This window comes from Pseudomonas sp. 21LCFQ010 (assembly GCF_024129905.1).
In the GTDB taxonomy this organism is placed as follows: domain Bacteria; phylum Pseudomonadota; class Gammaproteobacteria; order Pseudomonadales; family Pseudomonadaceae; genus Aquipseudomonas.
Window position 1 is genome coordinate 83,908 of the sequence record NZ_JAMYDZ010000009.1, and the last position, 22,198, is coordinate 106,105.

At 62.0% G+C, this 22,198-nt stretch carries 26 protein-coding genes and 1 riboswitch; of the genes, 22 read left to right on the plus strand and 4 right to left on the minus strand.

Annotated features, from left to right (window positions below):
* Positions 1-15: 15 nt before the first annotated feature.
* The 18 genes from hda to NJC38_RS12865 all read left to right on the plus strand — a co-directional run bounded on the left by hda (position 16) and on the right by NJC38_RS12865 (position 14,876).
* Positions 16-720, plus strand: coding sequence for a DnaA regulatory inactivator Hda (hda, locus tag NJC38_RS12785; RefSeq protein WP_045482122.1), 705 nt, complete (start codon positions 16-18; stop codon positions 718-720).
* Positions 714-1,490 carry an NAD-dependent deacylase gene (locus NJC38_RS12790; RefSeq protein ID WP_045482119.1) on the plus strand — a complete coding sequence of 259 codons (777 nt, stop codon included), beginning with the start codon at positions 714-716 and terminating at the stop codon, positions 1,488-1,490. Before hda ends, NJC38_RS12790 begins: the two co-directional genes overlap by 7 nt.
* A 76-nt stretch (positions 1,491-1,566) precedes the next feature.
* The gene (locus NJC38_RS12795) at positions 1,567-2,259 is read left to right on the plus strand and encodes a C40 family peptidase (RefSeq protein WP_045482116.1); all 693 of its coding nucleotides are present in this window, start codon (positions 1,567-1,569) and stop codon (positions 2,257-2,259) included.
* A 154-nt stretch (positions 2,260-2,413) separates the two neighbouring features.
* Positions 2,414-2,953: a C40 family peptidase gene (locus NJC38_RS12800; RefSeq protein WP_045482113.1), complete on the plus strand. Its 540-nt coding sequence runs from the start codon at positions 2,414-2,416 to the stop codon at positions 2,951-2,953.
* Positions 2,954-3,229: 276 nt separating this feature from the next.
* Positions 3,230-3,449, plus strand: a riboswitch (cobalamin riboswitch).
* A gap of 96 nt (positions 3,450-3,545) precedes the next feature.
* The gene (cobO, locus tag NJC38_RS12805) at positions 3,546-4,157 is read left to right on the plus strand and encodes a cob(I)yrinic acid a,c-diamide adenosyltransferase (RefSeq protein ID WP_045482110.1); all 612 of its coding nucleotides are present in this window, start codon (positions 3,546-3,548) and stop codon (positions 4,155-4,157) included.
* Positions 4,154-5,455: a cobyrinate a,c-diamide synthase gene (locus tag NJC38_RS12810; RefSeq protein ID WP_253115059.1), complete on the plus strand. Its 1,302-nt coding sequence runs from the start codon at positions 4,154-4,156 to the stop codon at positions 5,453-5,455. The genes cobO and NJC38_RS12810 overlap by 4 nt, the downstream gene beginning before the upstream one ends.
* Positions 5,452-6,102, plus strand: a complete 651-nt coding sequence (gene bluB / locus NJC38_RS12815) for a 5,6-dimethylbenzimidazole synthase (protein ID WP_253115060.1) — start codon at positions 5,452-5,454, stop codon at positions 6,100-6,102. Before NJC38_RS12810 ends, bluB begins: the two co-directional genes overlap by 4 nt.
* Entirely contained in the window at positions 6,099-7,007 is a 909-nt protein-coding gene (gene cbiB, locus NJC38_RS12820) for an adenosylcobinamide-phosphate synthase CbiB (protein WP_045482101.1), read from the plus strand. The genes bluB and cbiB overlap by 4 nt, the downstream gene beginning before the upstream one ends.
* Positions 7,000-8,007, plus strand: coding sequence for a threonine-phosphate decarboxylase CobD (gene cobD, locus NJC38_RS12825; protein ID WP_253115061.1), 1,008 nt, complete (start codon positions 7,000-7,002; stop codon positions 8,005-8,007). Before cbiB ends, cobD begins: the two co-directional genes overlap by 8 nt.
* Positions 8,004-9,464 carry a cobyric acid synthase gene (locus NJC38_RS12830; RefSeq protein ID WP_253115062.1) on the plus strand — a complete coding sequence of 487 codons (1,461 nt, stop codon included), beginning with the start codon at positions 8,004-8,006 and terminating at the stop codon, positions 9,462-9,464. Before cobD ends, NJC38_RS12830 begins: the two co-directional genes overlap by 4 nt.
* 1 nt (position 9,465) lies before the next feature.
* On the plus strand, positions 9,466-9,987 hold the full coding sequence (gene cobU, locus NJC38_RS12835; protein ID WP_253115063.1) for a bifunctional adenosylcobinamide kinase/adenosylcobinamide-phosphate guanylyltransferase: 522 nt from the start codon (positions 9,466-9,468) through the stop codon (positions 9,985-9,987).
* Positions 9,984-11,036, plus strand: coding sequence for a nicotinate-nucleotide--dimethylbenzimidazole phosphoribosyltransferase (gene cobT, locus NJC38_RS12840; protein ID WP_253115064.1), 1,053 nt, complete (start codon positions 9,984-9,986; stop codon positions 11,034-11,036). Before cobU ends, cobT begins: the two co-directional genes overlap by 4 nt.
* A complete protein-coding gene (gene cobC / locus NJC38_RS12845) occupies positions 11,033-11,611 on the plus strand; it encodes an alpha-ribazole phosphatase family protein (protein WP_253115065.1) in 579 nt (192 codons plus the stop codon). The genes cobT and cobC overlap by 4 nt, the downstream gene beginning before the upstream one ends.
* Position 11,612: 1 nt before the next feature.
* Positions 11,613-12,341 carry an adenosylcobinamide-GDP ribazoletransferase gene (locus tag NJC38_RS12850; RefSeq protein ID WP_253115066.1) on the plus strand — a complete coding sequence of 243 codons (729 nt, stop codon included), beginning with the start codon at positions 11,613-11,615 and terminating at the stop codon, positions 12,339-12,341.
* A gap of 128 nt (positions 12,342-12,469) precedes the next feature.
* Positions 12,470-12,874: a MarR family winged helix-turn-helix transcriptional regulator gene (locus NJC38_RS12855; RefSeq protein WP_045482079.1), complete on the plus strand. Its 405-nt coding sequence runs from the start codon at positions 12,470-12,472 to the stop codon at positions 12,872-12,874.
* 45 nt (positions 12,875-12,919) lie between these two features.
* Positions 12,920-14,122: an MFS transporter gene (locus NJC38_RS12860; RefSeq protein ID WP_253115067.1), complete on the plus strand. Its 1,203-nt coding sequence runs from the start codon at positions 12,920-12,922 to the stop codon at positions 14,120-14,122.
* The gene (locus tag NJC38_RS29030; RefSeq protein WP_269451202.1) at positions 14,119-14,241 is read left to right on the plus strand and encodes a hypothetical protein; all 123 of its coding nucleotides are present in this window, start codon (positions 14,119-14,121) and stop codon (positions 14,239-14,241) included. The genes NJC38_RS12860 and NJC38_RS29030 overlap by 4 nt, the downstream gene beginning before the upstream one ends.
* A gap of 71 nt (positions 14,242-14,312) precedes the next feature.
* Positions 14,313-14,876, plus strand: a complete 564-nt coding sequence (locus tag NJC38_RS12865) for a glutathione peroxidase (RefSeq protein WP_253115068.1) — start codon at positions 14,313-14,315, stop codon at positions 14,874-14,876.
* 70 nt (positions 14,877-14,946) lie between these two features.
* On the opposite strand, the gene NJC38_RS12870 is transcribed toward NJC38_RS12865, so the two are convergent.
* From NJC38_RS12870 to NJC38_RS12880, 3 genes are all read right to left on the minus strand, one after another.
* The gene (locus tag NJC38_RS12870) at positions 14,947-16,221 is read right to left on the minus strand and encodes an outer membrane protein transport protein (protein WP_045482070.1); all 1,275 of its coding nucleotides are present in this window, start codon (positions 16,219-16,221) and stop codon (positions 14,947-14,949) included.
* Positions 16,222-16,372: 151 nt separating this feature from the next.
* Entirely contained in the window at positions 16,373-16,852 is a 480-nt protein-coding gene (locus tag NJC38_RS12875) for a hypothetical protein (protein WP_045482067.1), read from the minus strand.
* 201 nt (positions 16,853-17,053) lie between these two features.
* Positions 17,054-17,281, minus strand: a complete 228-nt coding sequence (locus NJC38_RS12880) for a hypothetical protein (protein ID WP_045482064.1) — start codon at positions 17,279-17,281, stop codon at positions 17,054-17,056.
* 1,064 nt (positions 17,282-18,345) lie between these two features.
* Here NJC38_RS12880 and rmuC point away from each other — a divergent pair.
* Both rmuC and NJC38_RS29035 read left to right on the plus strand, forming a co-directional pair.
* Positions 18,346-19,710 (plus strand): DNA recombination protein RmuC, encoded by a 1,365-nt coding sequence (gene rmuC / locus NJC38_RS12885; protein WP_162484341.1) that lies wholly within the window; start codon positions 18,346-18,348, stop codon positions 19,708-19,710.
* 155 nt (positions 19,711-19,865) lie between these two features.
* Complete coding sequence (locus NJC38_RS29035; RefSeq protein WP_144403179.1) at positions 19,866-19,988, plus strand: PA1414 family protein; 123 nt, start codon at positions 19,866-19,868, stop codon at positions 19,986-19,988.
* 37 nt (positions 19,989-20,025) lie between these two features.
* Here NJC38_RS29035 and NJC38_RS12890 read toward each other — a convergent pair whose 3' ends face one another.
* Positions 20,026-20,307 carry a hypothetical protein gene (locus tag NJC38_RS12890; protein ID WP_045482057.1) on the minus strand — a complete coding sequence of 94 codons (282 nt, stop codon included), beginning with the start codon at positions 20,305-20,307 and terminating at the stop codon, positions 20,026-20,028.
* 159 nt (positions 20,308-20,466) lie between these two features.
* Between NJC38_RS12890 and NJC38_RS12895 the strand changes: the two genes are divergently transcribed.
* Together NJC38_RS12895 and NJC38_RS12900 are read left to right on the plus strand one after the other, a co-directional pair.
* Complete coding sequence (locus tag NJC38_RS12895; RefSeq protein WP_045482054.1) at positions 20,467-21,057, plus strand: DTW domain-containing protein; 591 nt, start codon at positions 20,467-20,469, stop codon at positions 21,055-21,057.
* Positions 21,058-21,203: 146 nt separating this feature from the next.
* Positions 21,204-22,175, plus strand: coding sequence for a DMT family transporter (locus tag NJC38_RS12900; protein WP_253115069.1), 972 nt, complete (start codon positions 21,204-21,206; stop codon positions 22,173-22,175).
* Positions 22,176-22,198 lie beyond the last annotated feature (23 nt).

The following is a 22,198-nucleotide window of genomic DNA, read 5'->3' on the forward strand; positions in this document are numbered from 1 at the left end:
AAGCGCCCAGTCAGCATGAAACCGGTTCAGCTGCCCCTGAGTGTGCGTCTGCGCGATGACGCCACTTTCATCAATTACTATCCCGGCGCCAACGCGGCGGCCCTCGGCTATGTCGAGCGGTTGTGCGAGGCCGATGCGGGATGGACCGAAAGCCTCATCTATCTGTGGGGCAAAGACGGGGTGGGGCGCTCTCATCTGTTGCAGGCGGCCTGCCTGCGCTTCAAGCAACTGGGCGAGCCGGCGGTCTACCTGCCGCTGACCGAGTTGCTCGAGCAGGGCGTCGAGCTGTTCGATCATCTTGAGCAGTACGAACTGGTTTGCCTGGATGACTTGCAGGCCATCGCCGGCAAGGCTGACTGGGAAGAGGCACTGTTTCACCTGTTCAATCGTTTGCGTGACAGTGGCCGGCGTTTATTGATTGCCGCGTCCAAGTCACCTCGCGAGCTGTCGATCAAGCTGCCTGACCTCAAGTCACGCCTGACCATGGCGCTGGTGTTCCAGATGCGCGGCCTGTCTGATGAAGACAAGCTGCGCGCCTTGCAACTGCGTGCCTCGCGCCGTGGCCTGCACCTCACCGACGAAGTCGGGCATTTCATTCTGACCCGTGGCACGCGCAGCATGAGTGCGTTGTTCGAACTGCTTGAACGCCTCGATCAGGCCTCGTTGCAAGAAAAGCGCAAACTGACCATTCCTTTTCTCAAGGAAACCCTTGGGTGGTAGCGGCGCCGCTCGATCAGCAACTGATCCGCCAGGCCGCCGCCGCCTTGCGGCATGCCCAACGTATTCTGATCATCACCGGTGCCGGTCTGTCGGCCGATTCAGGGTTGCCGACCTATCGTGGTCTGGGCGGCCTGTATAACGGCCGTACCGATGATGGCTTGCCTATTGAAATGGCGCTGTCCGGGCCGATGCTGCGCCGCGATCCGGCGCTGTGCTGGAAATACATCGCTGAACTGGGCAAGGCCTGCCTTGCTGGCGAGCCCAACATCGCCCATTACGCCATCGCGCAATTACAGCGCCTCAAGCCTGATTGCTGGGTGCTGACCCAGAATGTCGATGGCTATCACCGGGCTGCGGGCAGTCCGCCGGAGCGCCTGATCGAGATTCATGGGCAAATGACTCCGCTGTTTTGCCAGGCGTGCGGCGCCGAAGACCCGCAACTGGCCGGGCATCTATCAGCCGAGCTACCGCCGCTGTGTAGCCATTGTCATGGCATTTTGCGACCGCCGGTTGTTCTGTTCCAGGAAATGCTCCCTGAGCCCGCTATAGACGCTCTGCAAGCGCAAATGGCGCTGGGCTTCGACGCGGTGCTGAGTATCGGCACCACCGCCAGCTTTCCCTATATTCACGAGCCGGTGTTGCGCACGCGGATTACCGGCGGCTTTACCCTGGAAATCAATCCTCAGGCCACTGATCACAGTGCGGGGATGGATATTTTCCTGCAGGGCCGGGCGGCACATGTCATGCCGGAACTCATAAGTCACATTTAATTCGATAGAATTTGCAAATCGGTTGGATAGCGGGCATAGTCGCGGCTCCTCATTTTTTGACGCCACGGTCGTGCCCATGCAAGTTTTACGCTTCGCACCCCTCGTGCCACTCGCTTTAGTTACTTTTCTATTCGGCTGCTCCACCCAGTCATCGGTGACCCAGCCAGAGCAATTCGCTCAATACCAGAATTCCGTTACCGCTCAATCCAGTGCCCGTCAGGCGCACAACATCCGTGCCCAGCAAGCTCTGGAAGCGGAAGAAGAGCTGGCCGAGTTCACCGACGAGAATGCCTACCAGCTGCCGTTGCTGGCAGACAGCATTCTGGAGCGCGGCAAGGCGCTGATCGGCACCCGTTACCGCTTTGGCGGCAACTCCACTGCCGGTTTCGATTGCAGCGGTTTCATCAGCTACCTGTTCCGCGAAGAAGCCGGCATGACCCTGCCGCGTTCGAGCCGCGACATGATGAAAATCGACGCCCCGCAGGTCTCGCGTCATGACCTCAAGCCAGGCGACCTGCTGTTCTTCAGCACTGCCGGCCGCGGCCGTATCAGCCACGCTGCGATCTATCTGGGCGACGACCAGTTCATCCACTCCAGCAGCCGCCGTAGCGGTGGGGTGCGGATCGACAGCCTGGACGACACCTACTGGAGCAAAACCTTCGTCGAAGCCAAGCGCGCTCTGGTGTTGGCACCAGCCTCCGGTGAGGCGCAGACCACTGCAATGACTTCCACCAGCGTCAAGCCGGTGAGTAACAAGCGTCATAACTAAAACAAGCTGTTTGAAACGGCCTGTTAACTGGAAAGCCCGTTTGGTCGGATTGTCTGAAACCTCTGCACAGCGCTCTGGTCTTCAGCTAGTCTCTCTTAACGGGCTTTCTAGCTTTCGGCAGTAAAGCCGCATTCCTGATGGAGTTTTTGTGGTCATGTCGATTTTCTTACGCTGTGCCGTGATCTCTCTCGCTGCGCTGCTCGGCGCCTGCGCCAGCGCGCCGCCGCCCAAACCCAAGGTCGTCCAGCGTCCGGTGATCGTCGCGCCTGCGGTGCTGAATTCACCCGCTGCCGAAGACGTGCTGTTTCGCGCGCTAGGCCTGGTTGGCACGCCTTACCGCTGGGGCGGTAATACCCCGGACTCCGGCTTCGACTGCAGTGGCCTGATCGGCTATGTCTACCGCGACATGGCGGGCATCAGCCTGCCGCGTTCGACCCGCGACATGATCGTGATGAAAGCGCCCAACGTCGGCCGCGAGAACCTCCAGACCGGCGACCTGGTGTTCTTCGCCACCTCCGGCGGCTCGCAGGTCTCCCATGCCGGCATCTACGTCGGCGAAGGCCGCTTCGTGCATGCCCCGGCCACTGGCGGCACCGTCAAGCTCGACAGCCTCGGCTCGCCTTATTGGCAGAAAGCCTACCTGAACGCCAAGCGCGTTCTGGAGCCTTCCAGCCTGGCGCAGAACAACCGTTAGTGGAGGCATCGCGTAGGGGGAAGCCGGCTCTTAGCGAGTGAGCGTCGTGTCTGTTTCTTGAGCACGGCACAAATCCGGTGGGAGCGAGCTTGCTCGCGAATGCGATGCCAGCTTCACAGCAAATGCGCTGACTTTACCGGCCTCTTCGCGAGCAAGCTCGCTCCCACAAAAAGTGAAGTGCCTGATCGGACGGTATTGCGGCTAAAGCCGTTCCTACGCGCAGACGCGCCGATACCCGACCCGATACCGTTTGACGCTCCATGCCCAACCCTCTACCCTTCGCGGTTTGTTTCAGGTGCCCGGCAGCCAACGGCTGGCAGGGTGAAACAGGGAAGCCGGTGGGAAGACACGCACTTCGATTCCGGCGCTGCCCCCGCAACGGTAAATGAGTCAAGACCGCGCATCGTGCCACTGGACATTCTCCGGGAAGGCGCGCGGTCGGCAGGCAATGCCTCGCTCATGAGCCCGGAGACCGGCCTGTCACGTATTCAAGGCATCACGGCGGGCGATGCTCTGCGCAAGGCAACTGACTGCCTTGGCGTTCTGTCGTCCTGTTGTCTGCTTTCGCCTGCCTTTCCAGCGGAGAGCTGAGATGAACGAGTCCCTCGAACGCGACGAGCGCCATCTGGCGCGCATGCAGCGTAAAAAAGCCATTATCGATGAACGCATCGCCAACTCGCCCAACGAGTGCGGCCTGCTGCTGGTGCTGGGCGGCAATGGCAAGGGCAAGAGCAGCTCGGCCTTTGGCATGCTCGCCCGGGCGATGGGCCACGATATGCAGTGTGGCGTGGTGCAATTTATCAAGGGCCGTAACGCCACTGGCGAAGAGCTGTTCTTCCGCCGTTTCCCCGACCAGGTGCGTTATCACGTCATGGGCGAGGGCTTTACCTGGGAAACCCAGGACCGCCAGCGCGACATCGCCGCTGCCGAAGCGGCCTGGCAAGTGTCGAAGCAGTTGCTCAGCGACCCGAACATCAATCTGGTGATCCTCGACGAGCTGAATATCGCGCTCAAACACGGCTACCTCGACCTGGAGCAGGTGCTCAACGACCTGCAGGCGCGCCCGCCGATGCAGCACGTCGTGGTGACCGGTCGCGGGGCAAAACCGGAACTGATCGAGCTGGCCGATACCGTCTCGGAGATCGGCATGGTCAAGCATGCCTTCCAGGCCGGCATCCGGGCGCAGAAGGGCATCGAACTGTGAGTGATGCGCAAGCGCGACAATGTCCTGCGGTACTGATCGCCGCGCCGGCGTCCGGCCAGGGCAAGACTACCGTCACTGCTGCCCTGGCACGTTTGCATCGCAATCAGGGCCGCAAGGTCCGGGTGTTCAAGTGCGGGCCGGACTTTCTCGACCCGATGATTCTCGAACGCGCCAGTGGTGCGCCGGTCTATCAACTGGACCTGTGGATGGTCGGCGCCGATGAAAGCCGGCGGCTGCTCTGGGAGGCGGCCGCTGAGGCTGACCTGATCCTGATTGAAGGGGTCATGGGCCTGTTCGATGGCACGCCCTCCAGCGCGGATCTGGCCCGCCACTTCGGGGTGCCGGTGCTGGGCGTTATTGACGGTACTGCCATGGCCCAGACCTTTGGCGCACTGGCGCTGGGCCTGGCCCGTTATCAGCCAGACCTGCCATTCGCCGGTGTGCTGGCCAACCGGGTTGGCACGGTGCGCCATGCGCAACTGCTGGAAAACAGCCTGACCGAGGGCCTGCGCTGGTACGGCGCGTTGTCGCGCGAAACCGGTATTGAACTGCCCAGCCGGCATTTGGGCCTGGTGCAAGCCAGTGAACTGAATGACCTGGATGCACGCCTTGATGCTGCGGCCGAGGCGCTGGCCGGCACTTGCGAAGTCGCGCTGCCGCCGCCGGTGAGTTTTGCCGCACCTGAGCCGCAACCGGTCGAGCCCTGGCTGGCCGGGGTGCGGGTTGCGATTGCCCGTGACGAAGCCTTTGCCTTCACCTACGGCGCCAGCCTGGAGCTGCTGCGCAATATGGGCGCCGAACTGAAGTTCTTCTCGCCGATTCACGACAGCCAGTTGCCCGAAGCGGACAGTCTGTACCTGCCCGGCGGTTACCCTGAATTGCACCATGTTGCGCTGCAGGCCAACCGCTCGATGCGCGAGGCCATTGCCGCCCACCACGCACAGGGCAAGCCGCTGCTGGCCGAATGTGGCGGCATGCTGTATCTGCTCGACGCACTGACTGATGTCGACGGGGTGCGCGCTGAGTTGGCCGGCCTGCTGCCCGGTGAGGCGACCATGCAGAAGCGCCTGGCGGCGTTGGCCCTGCAAGCGGTGACGCTGCCTGAGGGCGTGTTGCGCGGCCACACCTATCACCATTCGCTGACCAGCACTGAACTGGAGCCGATTGCCCGTGGTGTCAGCCCCAACGGTGGACGTGGCGCCGAAGCGGTGTACCGGCTGGGGCGGCTGACCGCCTCTTATGTGCACTTTTATTTCCCTTCCAACCCCCAGGCGGTGGCGGCGTTGCTGAAACCATGAGTGAAGCAGCCTTTAGCCCGGATGAGCGGGCCGCGGTGTACCGGGCGATTGCCGAGCGCCGCGACATGCGTCATTTCAGCGGCGGCACGGTGGCGCCCGAGGTTCTGGCGCGCTTGCTCGAAGCCGCGCACCACGCGCCGAGCGTCGGCCTGATGCAGCCCTGGCGCTTTATCCGGATCACTGATCCGGCGCTGCGCAGCAGCATGCAAGAGCAGGTCGAGCAGGAGCGGGTCCGCACCGCTGAAGCATTGGGCGAGCGCGCCGATCAATTCATGAAGCTCAAGGTCGAGGGTATCAGCGACTGTGCCGAGGTGATCGTCGCCGCATTGATGGACGGCCGTGAGCAGTTTGTCTTTGGCCGACGCACGATGCCGGAAATGGACATCGCCTCAATGTCCTGCGCCATTCAGAATATGTGGCTGGCGGCCCGCGCCGAAGGGCTGGGCATGGGCTGGGTGTCGCTGTTCGATCCTGACAAGCTGGCCGCCCTGCTGAACATGCCCGAGGGCGCCCGGCCGTTGGCGATTCTATGCCTGGGGCCGGTCACCGGTTTCTATCCGGCACCCATGCTGGTGCTCGAAGGCTGGGCGCAAGAGCGCCCGCTGGAACAACTGCTGTATGACAATCAATGGGGAGTGCATCGATGAGTGTGGCGCTGTTGAGCGTAGCGGGGGTGGCGCTGGATGCGTTGCTCGGAGAACCGAAGCGCTCGCATCCGCTGGTGGCGTTCGGGCGATACGCCGAGCGCATCGAACAGCGTTTCAATGCCGCCGGGCGCGGCTGGCGCAGTCATGGGGTCACCGCCTGGGTGCTGGCGGTGATTCCGCTGACCCTGCTGATCACCTTGCTGAGCTGGCTGCCTTATATCGGGCTGCTGGTGGACATTCTGGCGTTGTACTGCGCGCTGGGCCTGCGCAGCCTCGGCGAGCATGTGCAGCCGGTCGCGGCGGCATTGCGTGGCGGTGACCTCGACCAGGCGCGGCAGCGGGTCGGTTATCTGGTCAGCCGCCAGACTTCGGAGCTTGATGCCAATGGCGTGGCCCGCGCAGCCACCGAGTCGGTGCTGGAAAATGGCAGCGATGCGGTATTCGCCGCGTTGTTCTGGTTTGTCGTGGCCGGTGCGCCCGGGGTGGTGCTGTATCGCCTGAGCAATACCCTGGACGCCATGTGGGGTTATCGCAACGAGCGTTTCGAGCGCTTTGGCTGGGCGGCGGCGAAGATCGACGACGTGCTCAATTACATTCCTGCGCGGCTGGTGGCCTTGACCTATGCGCTGCTGGGCAAAACCCGCCTGGCGCTGCGTTGCTGGCGCACCCAGGGGCCGACCTGGGACAGCCCCAATGCCGGCCCGGTGATGGCGGCGGGCGCTGGCGCGCTGGGGGTCGAGCTGGGCGGTGCAGCGATTTATCACGGTGAGTTGCACGAGCGTCCAGCGCTGGGCGAAGGCCGGCCTGCCGATGCCGAGTCCATCGAAGCCGGCTGGCAACTGGTGCAGCGCGGCGTATGGCTGTGGCTGCTGATTCTCTGCGTGGGAGCGCAACTCTATGCTTGAACATGGCGGCCGGCTACGCGCAGCGGCGCAGCAGTACGCGATTGCCGAGGCCGACTGGCTGGATCTGTCCACCGGTATCGCGCCGTGGTCCTGGCCGATTGCGCCGGTCGATGCGCGCGACTGGGCACGTTTGCCAGAAACCGATGACGGTCTGGAAGCGGCGGCTTGCGCCTATTACAACGCCGCGCAGGTGTTGCCGGTGCCGGGCTCCCAGGCTGCCATTCAGGCGTTACCCCGCTTGCGTGGCCCCGTCGGCAAGGTTGGCGTGCTGTCGCCGTGTTATGCCGAGCATGCTCATGCCTGGCGCAAGAGCGGTTTTCTGGTGCGTGAAGTGCTGGAGCATGAAGTCGAGCACTTCATCGACGTCTTCAACGTGCTGGTGGTGGTCAACCCGAATAACCCCACCGGCCGTTTGATTGCGCCTGAGCAGTTGCTCAAATGGCATGCCCGGCTGGCCGAGCGCGGTGGCTGGCTGGTGGTGGACGAGGCGTTTATGGACACCGCGCCGGCGCACAGCCTGGCGGCCGAAACCTGGCGCAGCGGGCTTATCGTGTTGCGCTCGTTTGGCAAGTTTTTTGGCCTGGCCGGTGCGCGCCTGGGCTTTGTGCTGGCTGAGGCCGGTTTGTTGCAGGCACTGGCGAGCGAGATCGGCCCCTGGGCCGTCAGCGGCCCCACCCGCAAGGTCGGGCTGGCGTGCCTGAGCGATCTGCCCGGCCAGCAATTGCAGCGTGAGCGTTGTGAATATGCGGCGCTGCGCCTGTCGGCGCTGCTCAGCGCTCATGGTCTGGAACCTGACGGCGGTTGCGCACTGTTTCAATGGCTGGTCACTGCCCATGCTGAGCCGTTGTACGAGTTTGCTGCCCGGCGTGGAGTGTTGCTGCGCTTGTTCAAGGCCGAGCGTGCCGAACACAGCAGCCTGCGGTTTGGCCTGCCGCACAGTGAAGCTGACTGGCAGCGCCTGGAAACCCTGCTGCATGACTACCGCAAGGACCTGAAATGACCACCCTGATGGTGCAAGGCACCACCTCCGATGCGGGCAAAAGCACGCTGGTAACCGGCCTGTGCCGCTGGCTCAAACGCCAGGGCATCAGTGTGGTGCCGTTCAAACCGCAGAACATGGCGCTCAACAGCGCAGTCACTGCCGACGGCGGCGAGATTGGCCGTGCCCAGGCCGTACAGGCCCAGGCCAGCGGGCTTGAGCCGCACACCGACATGAACCCGGTGCTGCTCAAACCCAATACCGACACCGGCTCGCAGGTGATCATTCATGGGCGGGCGGTGACCACCATGAATGCGGTGGCTTATCACGGTTACAAAGCCATCGCCATGCAGGCGGTGCTCGACTCGCACCAGCGCCTGGGCGCGGCGTATCAGGTGGTGATGGTCGAAGGTGCCGGCTCGCCGGCCGAGATCAACCTGCGCGAGAACGACATCGCCAATATGGGCTTTGCCGAGGCGGTGGACTGCCCGGTGCTGTTGATTGCCGACATTAACCGCGGCGGGGTGTTTGCCCACCTGGTCGGTACGCTGGAACTGCTCTCGCCCAGCGAGCAGGCGCGGGTCAAGGGCTTTATCATCAACCGCTTTCGTGGTGATGTGGCGTTGCTGCAGCCAGGCCTGGACTGGCTGCAGCAACGCACTGGCAAGCCGGTAGTGGGCGTGCTGCCCTACCTGATGGATTTGCATCTGGAAGCCGAAGACGGTCTGGACCGGCGCCAGACCGAAAAGCTCGACAAGGTACTCAACGTGGTGGTGCCGGTGCTGCCGCGCATCAGCAACCACACGGACTTTGACCCGCTGCGCCTGCACCCGCAGGTTAACTTGCAGTTCATCAGCGCCGGCCAGCCGATTCCGCCCGCCGACCTGATCATCCTGCCTGGCTCCAAGAGCGTGCGCAGTGACCTGGCGTATCTGCGCGCCAATGGCTGGGAGCCGGCGATCGCCCGGCATCTGCGCTATGGCGGCAAGCTGTTGGGCATTTGCGGCGGGCTGCAGATGCTCGGTGAGCAGGTGCATGACCCGTTGGGCCTGGAAGGCGCGCCGGGTTCCAGTGCCGGTTTTGCTCTGCTACAGATCAGCACGGTGCTGGAGGCGCAAAAGCAACTGCGTAACGTGCGCGGTGTGCTGAGCCTGGAAGGCGCCGAGGTCAGCGGCTACGAGATTCATGCCGGGGTCACCAGTGGCCCGGCCCTGGAGCAACCAGCGGTGCAATTGGCAGACGGTCGCTGTGATGGCGCGCAAAGCGCCGATGGCCAGGTGCTTGGCACCTATCTGCATGGCCTGTTTGAATCGCCGGCCGCTTGCGGCGCGCTGCTGCGCTGGGCCGGGCTTGAAGACGTGCAGAGTGTTGACTATCACGCGCTGCGCGAGCGCGATATCGAACGCCTCGCCGATCTGGTCGACAAGCACCTCGATGGCGCGCTGTTGCGTGGGCTGTGCGGTCTGGAGAACAACTGACATGCTGCAACTGATTCTCGGCGGCGCCCGCTCTGGCAAGAGCCGCCTGGCTGAAGAGCTGGCAAGCCGCTCGGGGCTGGCGGTGACCTACATTGCCACCAGCCAGCCGGTAGACGGCGAACTCAACCAGCGTGTGGCCCTGCACCGGGCGCGACGCCCCGAGCACTGGGGGTTGGTCGAAGAACCGCTGGAACTGGCGCGGGTCCTGCGTGAGCACGCGGCCGCTGATCAATGCCTGCTGGTCGATTGCCTGACCTTGTGGCTGACTAACCTGTTGATGCTCGACGATCCCGAACGGCTGGCCCATGAGCGCCAGACGCTGCTCGATAGCGTGGCGCAGTTGCCAGGCGAAATCATTTTTGTCAGCAATGAAACCGGGCTGGGTGTCGTGCCCCTGGGTGAGCTGACCCGTCGCTATGTTGACGAAGCCGGCTTGTTGCATCAGGCCCTTGCCGAACGCTGCCAGCGCGTGGTGTTGACGGTTGCCGGCCTGCCTCTGACTTTGAAAGGAACTGCTCCATGACTCAATCCTGGTGGCTTGCCCCTGCTCGCGGCATCGACGTGGCGGCCCGTGAAGCGGCGCTGGCGCGTCAACAGCAACTGACCAAACCGGCCGGCTCGCTGGCGCAACTGGAGCGTCTGGCGGTGCAGATCGCGGGCCTGCAAGGCCGCGAAAAACCGGCTGTCGAGCGGCTGTGGATCGCGATTTTTGCCGGCGACCACGGGGTGGTCAGTGAAGGCGTGTCGGCCTATCCGCAGGAAGTCACCGGGCAGATGCTCGGCAACTTCGTCAATGGCGGTGCGGCTATCAGCGTACTGGCCCGGCAATTGGTCGCGCAGCTGGATGTGGTCGACCTCGGCACTGTCAGTGCCCTGAACCTGCCAGGTGTGCGTCATCTGCAACTGGGCGCCGGCACCGCCAGCTTCGTCAGCGGCCCGGCGATGAACGCCGGGCAGGGCCATGCGGCGTTGCAGGCCGGGCGTGACAGCGTACTACGCGCCAAGGCCGCCGGTATCGAGCTGTTTGTCGGCGGTGAAATGGGCATTGGCAATACCACCGCAGCCAGTGCCGTAGCCTGTTCATTGCTTGAGTGTGCAGCAGCATTGATGGTTGGTCCGGGCACCGGTCTGAACGCCGAGGGCGTGCAGCACAAGACCGCCGTGATCGAGCGCGGCCTGGCGTTGCATGCCGAACATGCGGGCGATCCGCTGGGCAGTTTGCTGAGCCTTGGCGGCTTCGAGATCGCCGCTCTGGCCGGTGCCTACCTGGCCTGCGCTCAGGAAGGTATCGTCGCGCTGGTCGATGGCTTTATTTGCAGCGTCGCCGCCTTGGTGGCGGTGCGCCTGAATCCATCGATACGGCCATGGCTGTTGTTTGGTCATCGCGGTGCCGAGCCCGGTCATCGGCATGTCCTGGAAGTGCTGCAGGCCGAGCCGCTGCTTGATCTGGGGCTGCGGCTGGGCGAAGGCAGTGGTGCGGCGCTGGCAGTACCGCTGGTGCGCCTGGCCTGCGAGCTGCATAACGGCATGGCGACCTTTGCCGAAGCCGCCGTGGCGGATCGCCCGGCATGATCGTCGACCTGCTGCGCCATGGCGAAACCGAACTGGGCGGCGGTCTGCGCGGCAGTATCGACGATGCCCTGACCGAAGCGGGCTGGGCACAGATGCATGCCGCCGTGGCCGACGCTGCAACAGGTGCCGCGCCATGGACCCGGATCGTCAGTTCGCCGTTGCAGCGCTGTGCACGGTTCGCGCAAGTATTGGCCGAGCGTCTGCAACTGCCGCTGAGCCTGGACGCTGATGTTCAGGAGCTGCATTTCGGTGACTGGGAAGGGCGCAGCGCGGCGCAGATCATGCAAACCGATGCCGATGGCCTGGGCGCGTTCTGGAACAACCCCTACACCTTCACCCCGCCCAATGGCGAGCCGGTGGCGGTGTTTGCCGAGCGTGTGGGCGCGGCGTTGCAACGCTTGCAACAGCGCCATAGTGGCGAGCGGGTATTGCTGGTCTGTCATGGCGGGGTGATCCGCCTGTTGTTGGCCCGTGCCCGCGGCCTGCCCCGTGAGCAGTTGCTGCAAGTGTCGGTGGCCCATGGCGCGCTGCACAGCGTGCAAGTGGCGGTGGATGGCACCCTGACGGAGCTTTGAGATGCTGCCTTTGTGGATCGCCGTGCAATTTCTCAGCAGCCTGCCGGTGCGTTTGCCGGGCATGCCGGAACCGCAGCAGATGGGCCGTTCGCTGCTGTTTTATCCGCTGGTCGGGGCGCTGTTCGGCGCGTTGTTGATGCTGCTCGCGGCGCTATTGTCCGCAACCCCGCCGATCTTGCAGGCGGCGCTGCTGCTCTGCGCCTGGGTGCTGCTCAGCGGTGGTCTGCACCTGGACGGCCTGGCCGACAGCGCGGACGCTTGGCTGGGCGGCTTCGGTGACCGTGAGCGCACCCTGAGCATCATGAAGGACCCGCGCAGCGGACCGATTGCGGTGGTCACCGTGGTGCTGGTGCTGCTGCTGAAGTTCTGCGCGATTCTGGTCCTGCTTGAGCAGCAGGCGTGGATCGGCTTGCTGCTGGCACCGCTGATCGGGCGCACGGCGTTGCTGGGGTTGTTTCTCAGCACGCCTTACGTGCGTGCCGGCGGCCTGGGTCAGGCGCTGGCCGATCACCTGCCGCGCCGCGCTGGCTGGCAAGTGTCGGGCGTGGTGGTGGTGGCCTGCCTGTTGTTGGGGGGCGCCAGCGGCGTAGTTGCCTTGCTCGTCGCCAGCACGGTCTTCCTTTGGCTGCGCAGCCTGATGCTGCGCCGACTCGGCGGCACCACCGGGGACACTGCCGGGGCGTTGCTGGAGTTGCTTGAGGTCGCCGTGCTGGTGGCGTTGGCCTTGTAAAGCAGCATTCGCTGTGAATAGAGCCTTCGGGGCACAAGCCCCTTCTACAGACGATGTTGTTCTTGTCGTGGCTGGCATACTGTGAAATATCTTGCAATACCCATTGATGGGGGTATATACACGTATTTATGTTGACCACCGAATGTATCTGTACCCATCTGCGTCGTGCTGCCCGTGGGGTGAGCCGGCATTATGACGAAGCGCTGGACGGCTTCGGGATTAATGTCGCCCAGTTTTCCCTGCTGCGCCATCTGCAGCGTCTCGACCAACCGAGTATCTCCAGCCTGGCTGAAGCCATGGGGCTGGAGCGCAGTACGTTGGGCCGCAATCTGCGGGTGCTGGAAGCCGAGGGGCTGGTGGCGCTGGATGAGGGGCGTGATCAGCGTAATCGGCTGGTGCGCCTGACGGCTGAAGGTAATAAGCGTCTGCACGCAGCCGGCCCGGCCTGGGAGCAGGCCCAGCAACAATTGATCGATCGATTGGGTGAAGACCGGCGTAATGAACTGCTGCGCGTGCTGCAAAGCCTGGCCTGAATAACAACGGGTAAACCACCCGAATAACGTACGAGGGAATGACAAATGACATCAGCCTGGCGAACCAGCGGCTGGATCATGGTGGGCAGTGCGCTGATCCTGGCGTTATCACTGGGAACGCGGCATGGCTTCGGGCTGTTTCTTGCGCCCATGAGCAGTGATTTTGGCTGGGGCCGTGAAGTGTTTGCCTTCGCCATTGCCCTGCAGAACCTGTGCTGGGGGCTGGCGCAACCGTTCGCCGGTGCGCTGGCTGACCGCTATGGCTCCGGCAAGGTGGTGTTCGTAGGGGGTGTGCTGTATGCCATCGGCCTGGCGATGATGAGCATGGCCGATTCGCCCTGGAGCCTGTCGTTGAGTGCTGGCATTCTGATCGGCATCGGTTTGTCCGGCACCTCGTTCTCGATTTTGCTCAGTCTGGTGGGGCGCTCGTTGCCTGCGGAAAAACGCAGCATGGGCATGGGGATTGCCAGTGCGGCGGGCTCGTTTGGCCAGTTCGCGATGCTGCCAGGCACCTTGGGGCTGATTGGCGGCCTGGGCTGGTCCGGTGCTTTGTTGGTGCTCAGCGTGCTGGTGGCGCTGATCCTGCCGCTGGCCGCGATGCTCAAGGAGCAGCGCCCGGTGGAGGCCCAGGGGCCGCAGCAGACGCTGGCTGAGGCGCTGCGCGAAGCCTGCAGCCATTCCGGCTTCTGGCTGCTGGCGCTGGGCTTTTTCGTCTGTGGCTTTCAAGTGGTCTTCATCGGCTTGCACCTGCCGGCTTATCTGGTGGATCAGCACTTGCCGGTGCAGGTCGGCACCACGGTGCTGGCGCTGGTGGGGCTGTTCAATATCTTTGGTACTTACACCGCCGGCTGGCTGGGCGGGCGGATGTCCAAACCGCGGCTGCTCAGCGCGCTGTATCTGCTGCGCGGCGTGGCGATCGTGATATTTCTCTGGGTGCCGCTCAGTGAGACCTCGGCCTACCTGTTTGGCGTGGTGATGGGGCTGTTGTGGCTGTCGACTGTGCCGTTGACCAATGGCACGGTGGCGGTGATGTTCGGTGTGCGTAACCTGTCGATGCTCGCCGGTATCGTGTTCCTGTTCCATCAGTTGGGCTCGTTCATGGGCGGCTGGCTGGGCGGGGTGGTCTATGACCGTACCGGCAGTTACGATCTGGTCTGGCAAATCGCAGTGTTGCTCAGTGTGCTGGCGGCGGCCCTGAACTGGCCGGTGCGTGAGCGTCCGGTGGCTCGTTTGCAGGTGGCGGTGTGATCCGCCTTGGCCCCTGGCTGCTCGCTGTGGCGGCCGGCACTGCGCTGCTGGCGCTGAGCTGGTGGGGCTGGCAGCGCATGGGGCTGGCGGCGTTGCAACTGGGCATGGGCAATTGTTGAGCTGTGGCCGGTTGTGGGAGTAACGTGTCAGACAATACACCGACTAAAACACCACCCACAGGGATGCTCCGATGACTGCGCGCTGGATTTCACTGCCACTTCTATTGCTGGCCTTGGGCAGCACCGCCCAGGCCGCCGATTGCCCCGCCGTGCTCAAGGAACAGGGCGAGTTGCCCGCGTTGCGCGGCAAACAAACCATTGACCTGTGCCAGCGTTTTGCCGGTAAACCGCTGGTGGTGGTCAATACGGCCAGCTTCTGTGGCTTTACCTCGCAGTTCAAGGGCCTGGAGGCGTTGAATCAGCAGTACAAGGCTCAAGGCCTTGAGGTGCTGGGCGTACCGTCCAATGATTTCAAGCAGGAGTCCGGGGACGGTGAAGAAACGGCCAAGGTCTGCTACGTCAATTACGGCGTGACCTTCACTATGACCGAGCCGCAACCGGTACGCGGCAGCGATGCCATTGCGTTGTTTCGTAATCTTGCCGAACAAAGCGATGGCGCCGCACCGCGCTGGAACTTCAACAAGTATGTGCTGGACCGTCAGGGCAAGGTTGTCGCCCACTTCGGCAGCACCACCAAGCCGGATGATCCGCAGTTGATTGCGGCCATCGAGAAGGCGATTGCTTCAAAGCCTTGAGGTACATACAGGGGTATTAAAAAGCCCGCAACCGTGACCGGTTGCGGGCTTTTTAATGGCTGATCCGTGATCAGAACTTGTAGGTCAGCGAAGTACCGATGGTGTGTGCGCTGTTGCGGAAGTCAGCGTTGTAGGCGCCTTTGGTGGCGCTGGCATCGCGCAGCTTGGCTTCTTCTTCACGCAGGTACAGGTAAGCGAAGTCGATGGTGATGTCTTCGGTCGGGCTGTAACCGGCGCCAAGGCTGAAGATCTTGCGATCGCCAGTCGGGATGCGTGGCGAACGATGCGAGTTGCTGACTGGCGACTGGTCCATGGCAAGGCCGGTGCGCAGGGTCCACTGGTTGTTCAGTTTGTAGGCTGCACCAATGGCGTGGTACCAGGTGTTTTTCCACTCCTGGACTTCCGAAATGCGCCCGATCGGACCTGTTGCGCCGCCGAGCTGGGCCGGCACGCCGCTGTTGTTCACGTCGATCGATTGCAGACGGCTCCAGCGGGTCCAGGTGCTGCCTGCGTAGAGTGTCCACTGGTCATCCAGTTGGTGGGTGATGGACAGTTCGGCAGACTCCGGGGTTTCCAGTTTCAGCGAGGCGTCGTATTTCTGGCCGTTGAACACACTGAAGCCCGGGCCTTCGATCTTGGTCTTGCCCTTGAGCTTGTAGTCGACCTTGGAACGGTAAGCCAGGCCGATGCTTGTGTCGTCGGTGGCCTGGACCAGCACACCGATGTTGAAGCCTACCGCGACGTCATCACCCTTGATGGTGACCTTGCCGTCGTTGCGGCCAGGTGTGGCGGCGTTGACGGCTGCCGAAGCCAGCTCGCCTTCAATACGGTTGATTGTCGGCCCGAAACCGATCGAGACCCGGTCGTTGAAGGCGTAGCTGATGGTCGGCTGCAGCGTCACGACCTGAACTTCGCTCTTGGAGCCCCAGTAACGGCCGGCGAAGCCGCTTTCGTAGTCGGTCTTCAGGCCAAATGGTGCATACATGCCCAGGCCGAAGGTCCATTGTTCGCTGAGTGGCTTGACGTAGTAACCCATGGGTACCGCGACCACAGGGACCATGTCGCCATCATTGCTGCCGCCGAAGGTGCCCTGGCCATTGTCGATGTCAGTCTTGGCAAAAATTGCAGCGGCACCGAGGTTGACCTGTTCACGCTTGAGGCGTGACATACCGGCAGGGTTGCCAGCCACTGTGCTGGCGTCTTCAGCTGCCGATGCACGACCGGCGAACGAGGTGCCCATGCCACTGATGCTTTGTTCGTTGAGGGCGAAACCGGAAGCCAGCAGATGGGAGGAGGCGAGACAGGCAGTCAATCCGAGTGTGGTCTTGAGCATTGCTTTTTTCATTATTAGTACTCCATGAGAATCACGGCATCGAAAGTATCAATATTTCCTACCGTGCGCCATAGCCTGAAGAGCCCGAGATAGAGCCTTTTTTTGTCTGACAATCGGACCTTTTTGCACGATCGTCCCAGAACGTGCGGACTACGGCCATCGCTTAGGCGGTGGCAAATAAAGGGGCGACGCTGAGTTGCCATGCAGTGACAAAATCTTTCAGTCTGCCTTGCGGCTGAAATATCTGTCGCCAGATTCTGGCCATTGCCAGAGGATCGTCTTCCGTGGGCAGGGTGTTGATCTGCGCCTCGACCATCAGCCAGGCAATCGCCGTGGCGTACCGCAGGTTGACGGTCAGTTCCAGGTGCGGGCCGCTGAGAAACGCATGCTGGCTGGCCAGCCCACGGACCAGACTGGCAAGGTTCGGGTCCTGCGCCAGGTAGTCGTCCCAGAGCCGCTGATGGCGTGATTCGGAAATATGATAGAGGCCATGGCCGCGGGGGCTGTCCAGTGCGGCACCGAGCGCCGACTGGCTGGCGGCGATACCCAGCAGCAATGCCTCTGCAGCGGGGTGGTGACGATCAAGGTAGGCCAGAGTCGGGCGAATGACGTGACGGTGCAAATGTACGGCTGCGATACCCATAAGACAGTCCGCTCACTGTGAAGTGGCCGGCGGACCCGCGCGCGTGGCAGCACTATGAAAGGTGGGGTCCGTCGGAAGCGGCAGGGCCGCTTGAGTTCAAGTGTAGTGTCATATTTACGGTGTAAAGGCCTGTTTTTACATCGTTTGTCTTGCCAGCATCACTTCGATAGAACGCTTGGCGATTAGCCGGCTGGCGCTCAATCAGGCCGCCAGGGCCTGGCGGGTGCGGTCGATGACGGCCTGCAGCGGGGCTGCGCTGGCGTACTGCTCGGGGTACAGGCGCTCACTGTGACGGGCAATGCCGTGCTCGTTGACCAGGGTAAAGCTGAAGCTGCCCTTGCGTGCTGCGACGATAAGGCAGTTCATGGGGGCAAAAGCGTGAGTCAGGGCGTTGATGGCTTCTTGGGTATGAAAGTGTTGAGTTGTCATTATGAAAATATTCCTGAGTACGGCATGTCTGCATGCCGTGCATCCATTAAGGATTCCAGTAAACGCGGGGTACGGAGTCTTGGGGCCGTAATTGGGCGTAGAACCTGACTGGAACAAAAGCAGCCAGTTGAAGCGCATAAATATGTGGCGCTCGGGCTGACCGGTAGGTACGTGGGAAGTCAGGCAACATACAAGAGCAAAGGTTCGCGCTCTGATGAAGATCCTGATCAATTGCAGAAGGGTCGGTGGAGCATGGGCCTTGATGTGCAGCGCGTTGGCGCAGCAGAGAGAGCAAGGAGGTGCTCGAAAAACCAGCGATGGGGTCTGTTCCCGTGGGTTATAGCCGTGGCTGGCCTTGGGAACCTGGTCGACCTGAGTGAATTGACATTCAGCTTGGTACTTAACGGCGGCGATGCTGCCTGAGATTGGCGAGTAATGCAAGTCCTTTGACAAAATTTCTGGTGAACCGGTTTGCACGCCGGGTGCGTCCAGGCGTCGATGACCGGTCGTAGTGTCTGGCTCGCTGGTTTGTCACTTTCTGTAAGGCGAGGCTTACAGCCTGGCCAGCTGTCAAGCATCGTTGTGCACATTAGCGGCACAAGCTGCCACATCACTGTCATATGGGCGCCTAAGAGCTTGATTTACTGCGGTGAATTAATAAGTCAATGAAAAACATCGCTTTTTTTTACTGGTGAAAAAATCGACAGTTTGAGCGCAGGCCTCATTCTGTGTGGCTTTGCGAGGGGATAGGGGGGGTTGTCCACTGAGTTATCCACAGCTTCTGTGGATTGTCCCGGTGCATTTCTGTGTGTATCAGGGGCTTTACCTTGGCAGAAAATGGCGTAGAGTATGCTCCCCCTCGATTTAAGTCCTTGATCCTTCGGTCATCAGGACGCAGTCTTCGCTACGGGTCTGAACACGCACATTGCTGCTGGCCGTGGAGTTCTCAAATGGCGCTTGAACTGAACAGCCTGTTGTTGGGCCTGGCCTTGGCTGCTGCGCCGCTACTGGCATTGGCCTGGCAGTTGCAACGGCGGGCCGCGACCGCTGCTGGCGAACAGGCATTGCTCGAAGAGCGCCTGAGCACCGCGCAGCTGGCGCAGGACGGGCTGACCGTGCAGCTTGAAGCCAGCCGTGACGAAGTCAGCGACCTGAGCGAGGCCAACGCCGCCCGCCAGGCCGATCTGGCGGCATTGCGCCGTGAGGTCCAGTTGCTGCGTCAGGAGTGCGATGACCGCCGCGACGCCGCTGAGGGCTGGAATGTCGAGCGCACTGGCAAAGAAAGCGAGTTACGGCGCCTGGAAGCCCGCTGCGCGGCGTTGCAGGCCGAGTTGACCGAGCAGCAGGAAGGCCACCAGCAACGCCTCAATGATTTGCAGGATTCACGCAATGAACTGCGGGCGCAATTCGCCGAACTGGCCGGCAAGATTTTCGACGAGCGCGAGCAGCGCTTTGCCCAGACCAGTCAGGAGCAGCTCGGCCAGTTGCTCAACCCGCTCAAGGAGCGCATTCAATCGTTCGAAAAGCGCGTGGAGGAAAGCTACCAGAACGAAGCGCGCGAGCGCTTCTCGCTAGGTAAGGAGCTGGAGCGCCTGCAACAGCTCAATCTGCGCCTGAGCGATGAAGCCACCAACCTGACCCAGGCCCTCAAGGGTCAGAAGACCCAAGGCAACTGGGGAGAATTGATCCTGGAGCGGGTGCTGGAGCACGCCGGGCTGGAAAAGGGCCGTGAGTACCAGACCCAGGTCAGCCTCAAGGGGCCTGAGGGTGAACGCTTTCAGCCTGACGTGCTGATCATGCTGCCGGGTGACAAGCAGGTGGTGGTCGATGCCAAGGTCAGCCTCACCGCTTATCAACAGTATGTCAGTGCTCCTGACGAGGTGCTGGGCCAGGCAGCACTGAAACAGCATGTGCTGTCGCTGCGCAATCACGTCAAGGGTTTGTCCGGCAAGGACTATAAACGTCTGGAAGGCCTGCACAGTCTGGATTTCGTACTGCTGTTCGTGCCGATCGAAGCGGCTTTTGCCGCGGCCCTTCAGGCCGAGCCAAATCTGTTTCAGGAAGCGTTTGACCGCCACATCGTGATTGTCAGCCCGACTACCTTGCTGGCCACCCTGAGGGTGATCGACAGCCTGTGGAAGCAGGAGCGGCAGAGCCAGAATGCCCGGGAAATCGCCGAGCGGGCCGGCTGGCTTTACGACAAGTTTGTCTTGTTCATTCAGGACCTCGATGAAGTCGGCAATCGCTTGCAACAATTGGATAAGGCTTATGCGGCCGCACGCAATAAACTCACTGAAGGGCGTGGCAATCTGGTCAGCCGTAGTGAACAGCTGCGTCTACTGGGGGCACGGGCCAGCAAGAGTCTTCCGGCCGACCTGCTGGAGCGGGCAATGACCGACGAAGACGGCACGCTGCACTTGCCTGAGTAGCCGGGCCGTTCATCGCCAATGGATGACGATTGGGCTGATAGATGTCACATTGCCCATGTTTGCAGAGCGGTGACTGGCGGCATGCCGGTCAGGCTCTAGAATCAGTACAGGCGGCCGATAATCTGTAGTCGCCGGTTTTTCCCCAAGGGGGCGTTATGAACAACAAATTGCAGGAATGGCTTCATGATCTCGGCGTTGCCCTGGGCCTGATAGAACGGCCCAAATTGCAGCCGATCCCCGTGCGTAGCGACGACGAGCGCCGCCAGCGCCGTCGATAACAGCCCAGCTGCCGTGCAAGCCCTGATGCTCTCGGGGCTAGCGCCTCAGGCGTCGGCCAGGCAGGTCCCGGCCCATCAGCATGATCAGGTCAACGATCACCGGCACCGAGACCCGGTCCGGGCGCTTTCTGGCGCTTTCGCGGACCCGCTGCGGGAACTGACAGCCAAACGTCTCTTCGAGCCGCTCAAGCAGCATCTGTACATCGTCGTCGTCCAGCAGCATTTCTGCGAACGTGGCGTTGTCGCGTATGTGTGACTTGTCCACCAGAATGATGCCCAGTGCATCGAGCACGCGCTGGGTGACCCCCTCGCGATCCATAGGGACCTCCGGGTGTTGGCTGCTCACCTGGCACCATTACCGCAGTGCCAGCCTTGGCAGGTTAACGCAATCCATTCCCGGCTCAGAGGCAGTGCCGACAGACGCGCCGCTTCTGTTCGGTAAAGGGCTGTTGTAGATTGGCCGATTTCGAGGTTTCCGATGTCCCGCCAGCGTTGCGAGCGTTGCCTGCGCCCGCTCAGCCACTGCCTGTGTGCGCTGATTCCGAGTCTTGATAGTCGTACCCGGGTGTTGGTGCTGCAGCATCCCAGCGAGGTGGGGCACGCCCTCAATACGGCGCGTCTGGCGACTCTGGGGCTGCGCAATGCGCAGTTGCTGGTGGGTGAAGTGTTCGATGACCTGCCGCAATTGCTCCATCAGCCCGGTTATCAGGCGCGCTTGCTGTTTCCGGGGGCGCAGGCTGAGGTGGTTGCACCGGTGCCTGCTGATGGCTTGCCGACCTTGTTGGTGGTCCCTGACGGCACCTGGCGCAAAGCGCGTAAGCTGCTGCATCTGAACCCGGCGCTGGCAGCGTTGCCCCGGCTAAGTCTGGCGCAGGTAACGGCTTCTCGCTATCGGCTGCGCAAAGCGCCTGGTCCCGAGGCGCTGTCGACCCTGGAGTCGATCGTCCAGGCACTGCAAGTGCTGGAGGCGCCCACAGGCTTTGATGCCTTGCTAAAGCCTTTTGATGCGTTGATCGACGGGCAGATTGCGGCCATGGGTGATGAGGTTTATCGGCGTAACCATGGGTGAGGTGCCCGACCATCAAGGACGGCCTCTGTCATCGCAGACAGGCCGCTGTTAGGTTGTATTTGCAGGTAGCTGTAACTGTCAGCTCGATAGCCCGCTATCTAGAATGATCGTGACCGCACCATTTTCCCGCCATTCTGGAACCATTCATGCACGTATCTTCCGGCCGTTGGCTATTGGGCCTCGGTCTGGCGCTGTTGACCGCGCTGCTCTGGGGCATCCTGCCTGTCAAACTCAAACAGGTTCTGCAGGTCATGGACCCGGTCACGGTGACCTGGTACCGCTTGCTCGTTTCCGGGCTGTTGCTGTTCATCTGGCTCAAGGCGAGCAGGGGCCTGCCGAGCTTCAAACCGCTGGGCAAGACCGGCAAGGGGCTGGTGGTCATGGCGGTATTGGGGCTGGTGGGCAACTATGTGCTGTATCTGGTGGGGTTGAAGCTGCTCAGCCCGGGTACTACGCAACTGTTGATCCAGACCGGGCCGATCATGTTGCTGATCGCCAGTATCTTCGTGTTCAAGGAGCGTTTCACACTGGGGCAGGGCATGGGGCTGCTAATCATGCTGGCCGGCTTTGTGCTGTTCTTCAACGAGCGGTTGGCCGAACTGTTCAGCTCACTGGGCAGCTACACCGTCGGTGTGCTGGTGATATTGCTGGCGTCATTGGTCTGGACCTTCTATGGCCTTAGCCAGAAGCAATTGCTCACGGTCTGGGACTCACGCCAGGTGATGATGGTCATCTACCTGTTCTGCGCCTTGCTGATCACGCCGTGGGCGCACCCACTGCAAGTGCTGCAACTCGATACCGTGCAGGGTTTGCTGCTGTTCGCCTGTTGTCTCAATACCCTGGTGGCCTACGGCGCGTTTGCCGAAGCGCTGGTGCATTGGGAAGCTTCAAGGATCAGCGCGACTCTGGCGCTGACGCCGCTGATTACCCTGGCGTGCGTCGCGGTAGCGGCCTGGCTGTGGCCCGACCATGTGCAGGGCGAGCAGCTTAATCTGTTGGGGTATGGTGGCGCGGTGCTGGTGGTGACCGGTTCGGCGTTTACCGCCCTGGTGCCGTCGCTGATGACCGGTTGGCGGGCCCGCAATGCTCGTTTGTCGAACGGCAAGCTTCACGGTTAAAGCCAATATTGTTCACTAGATAA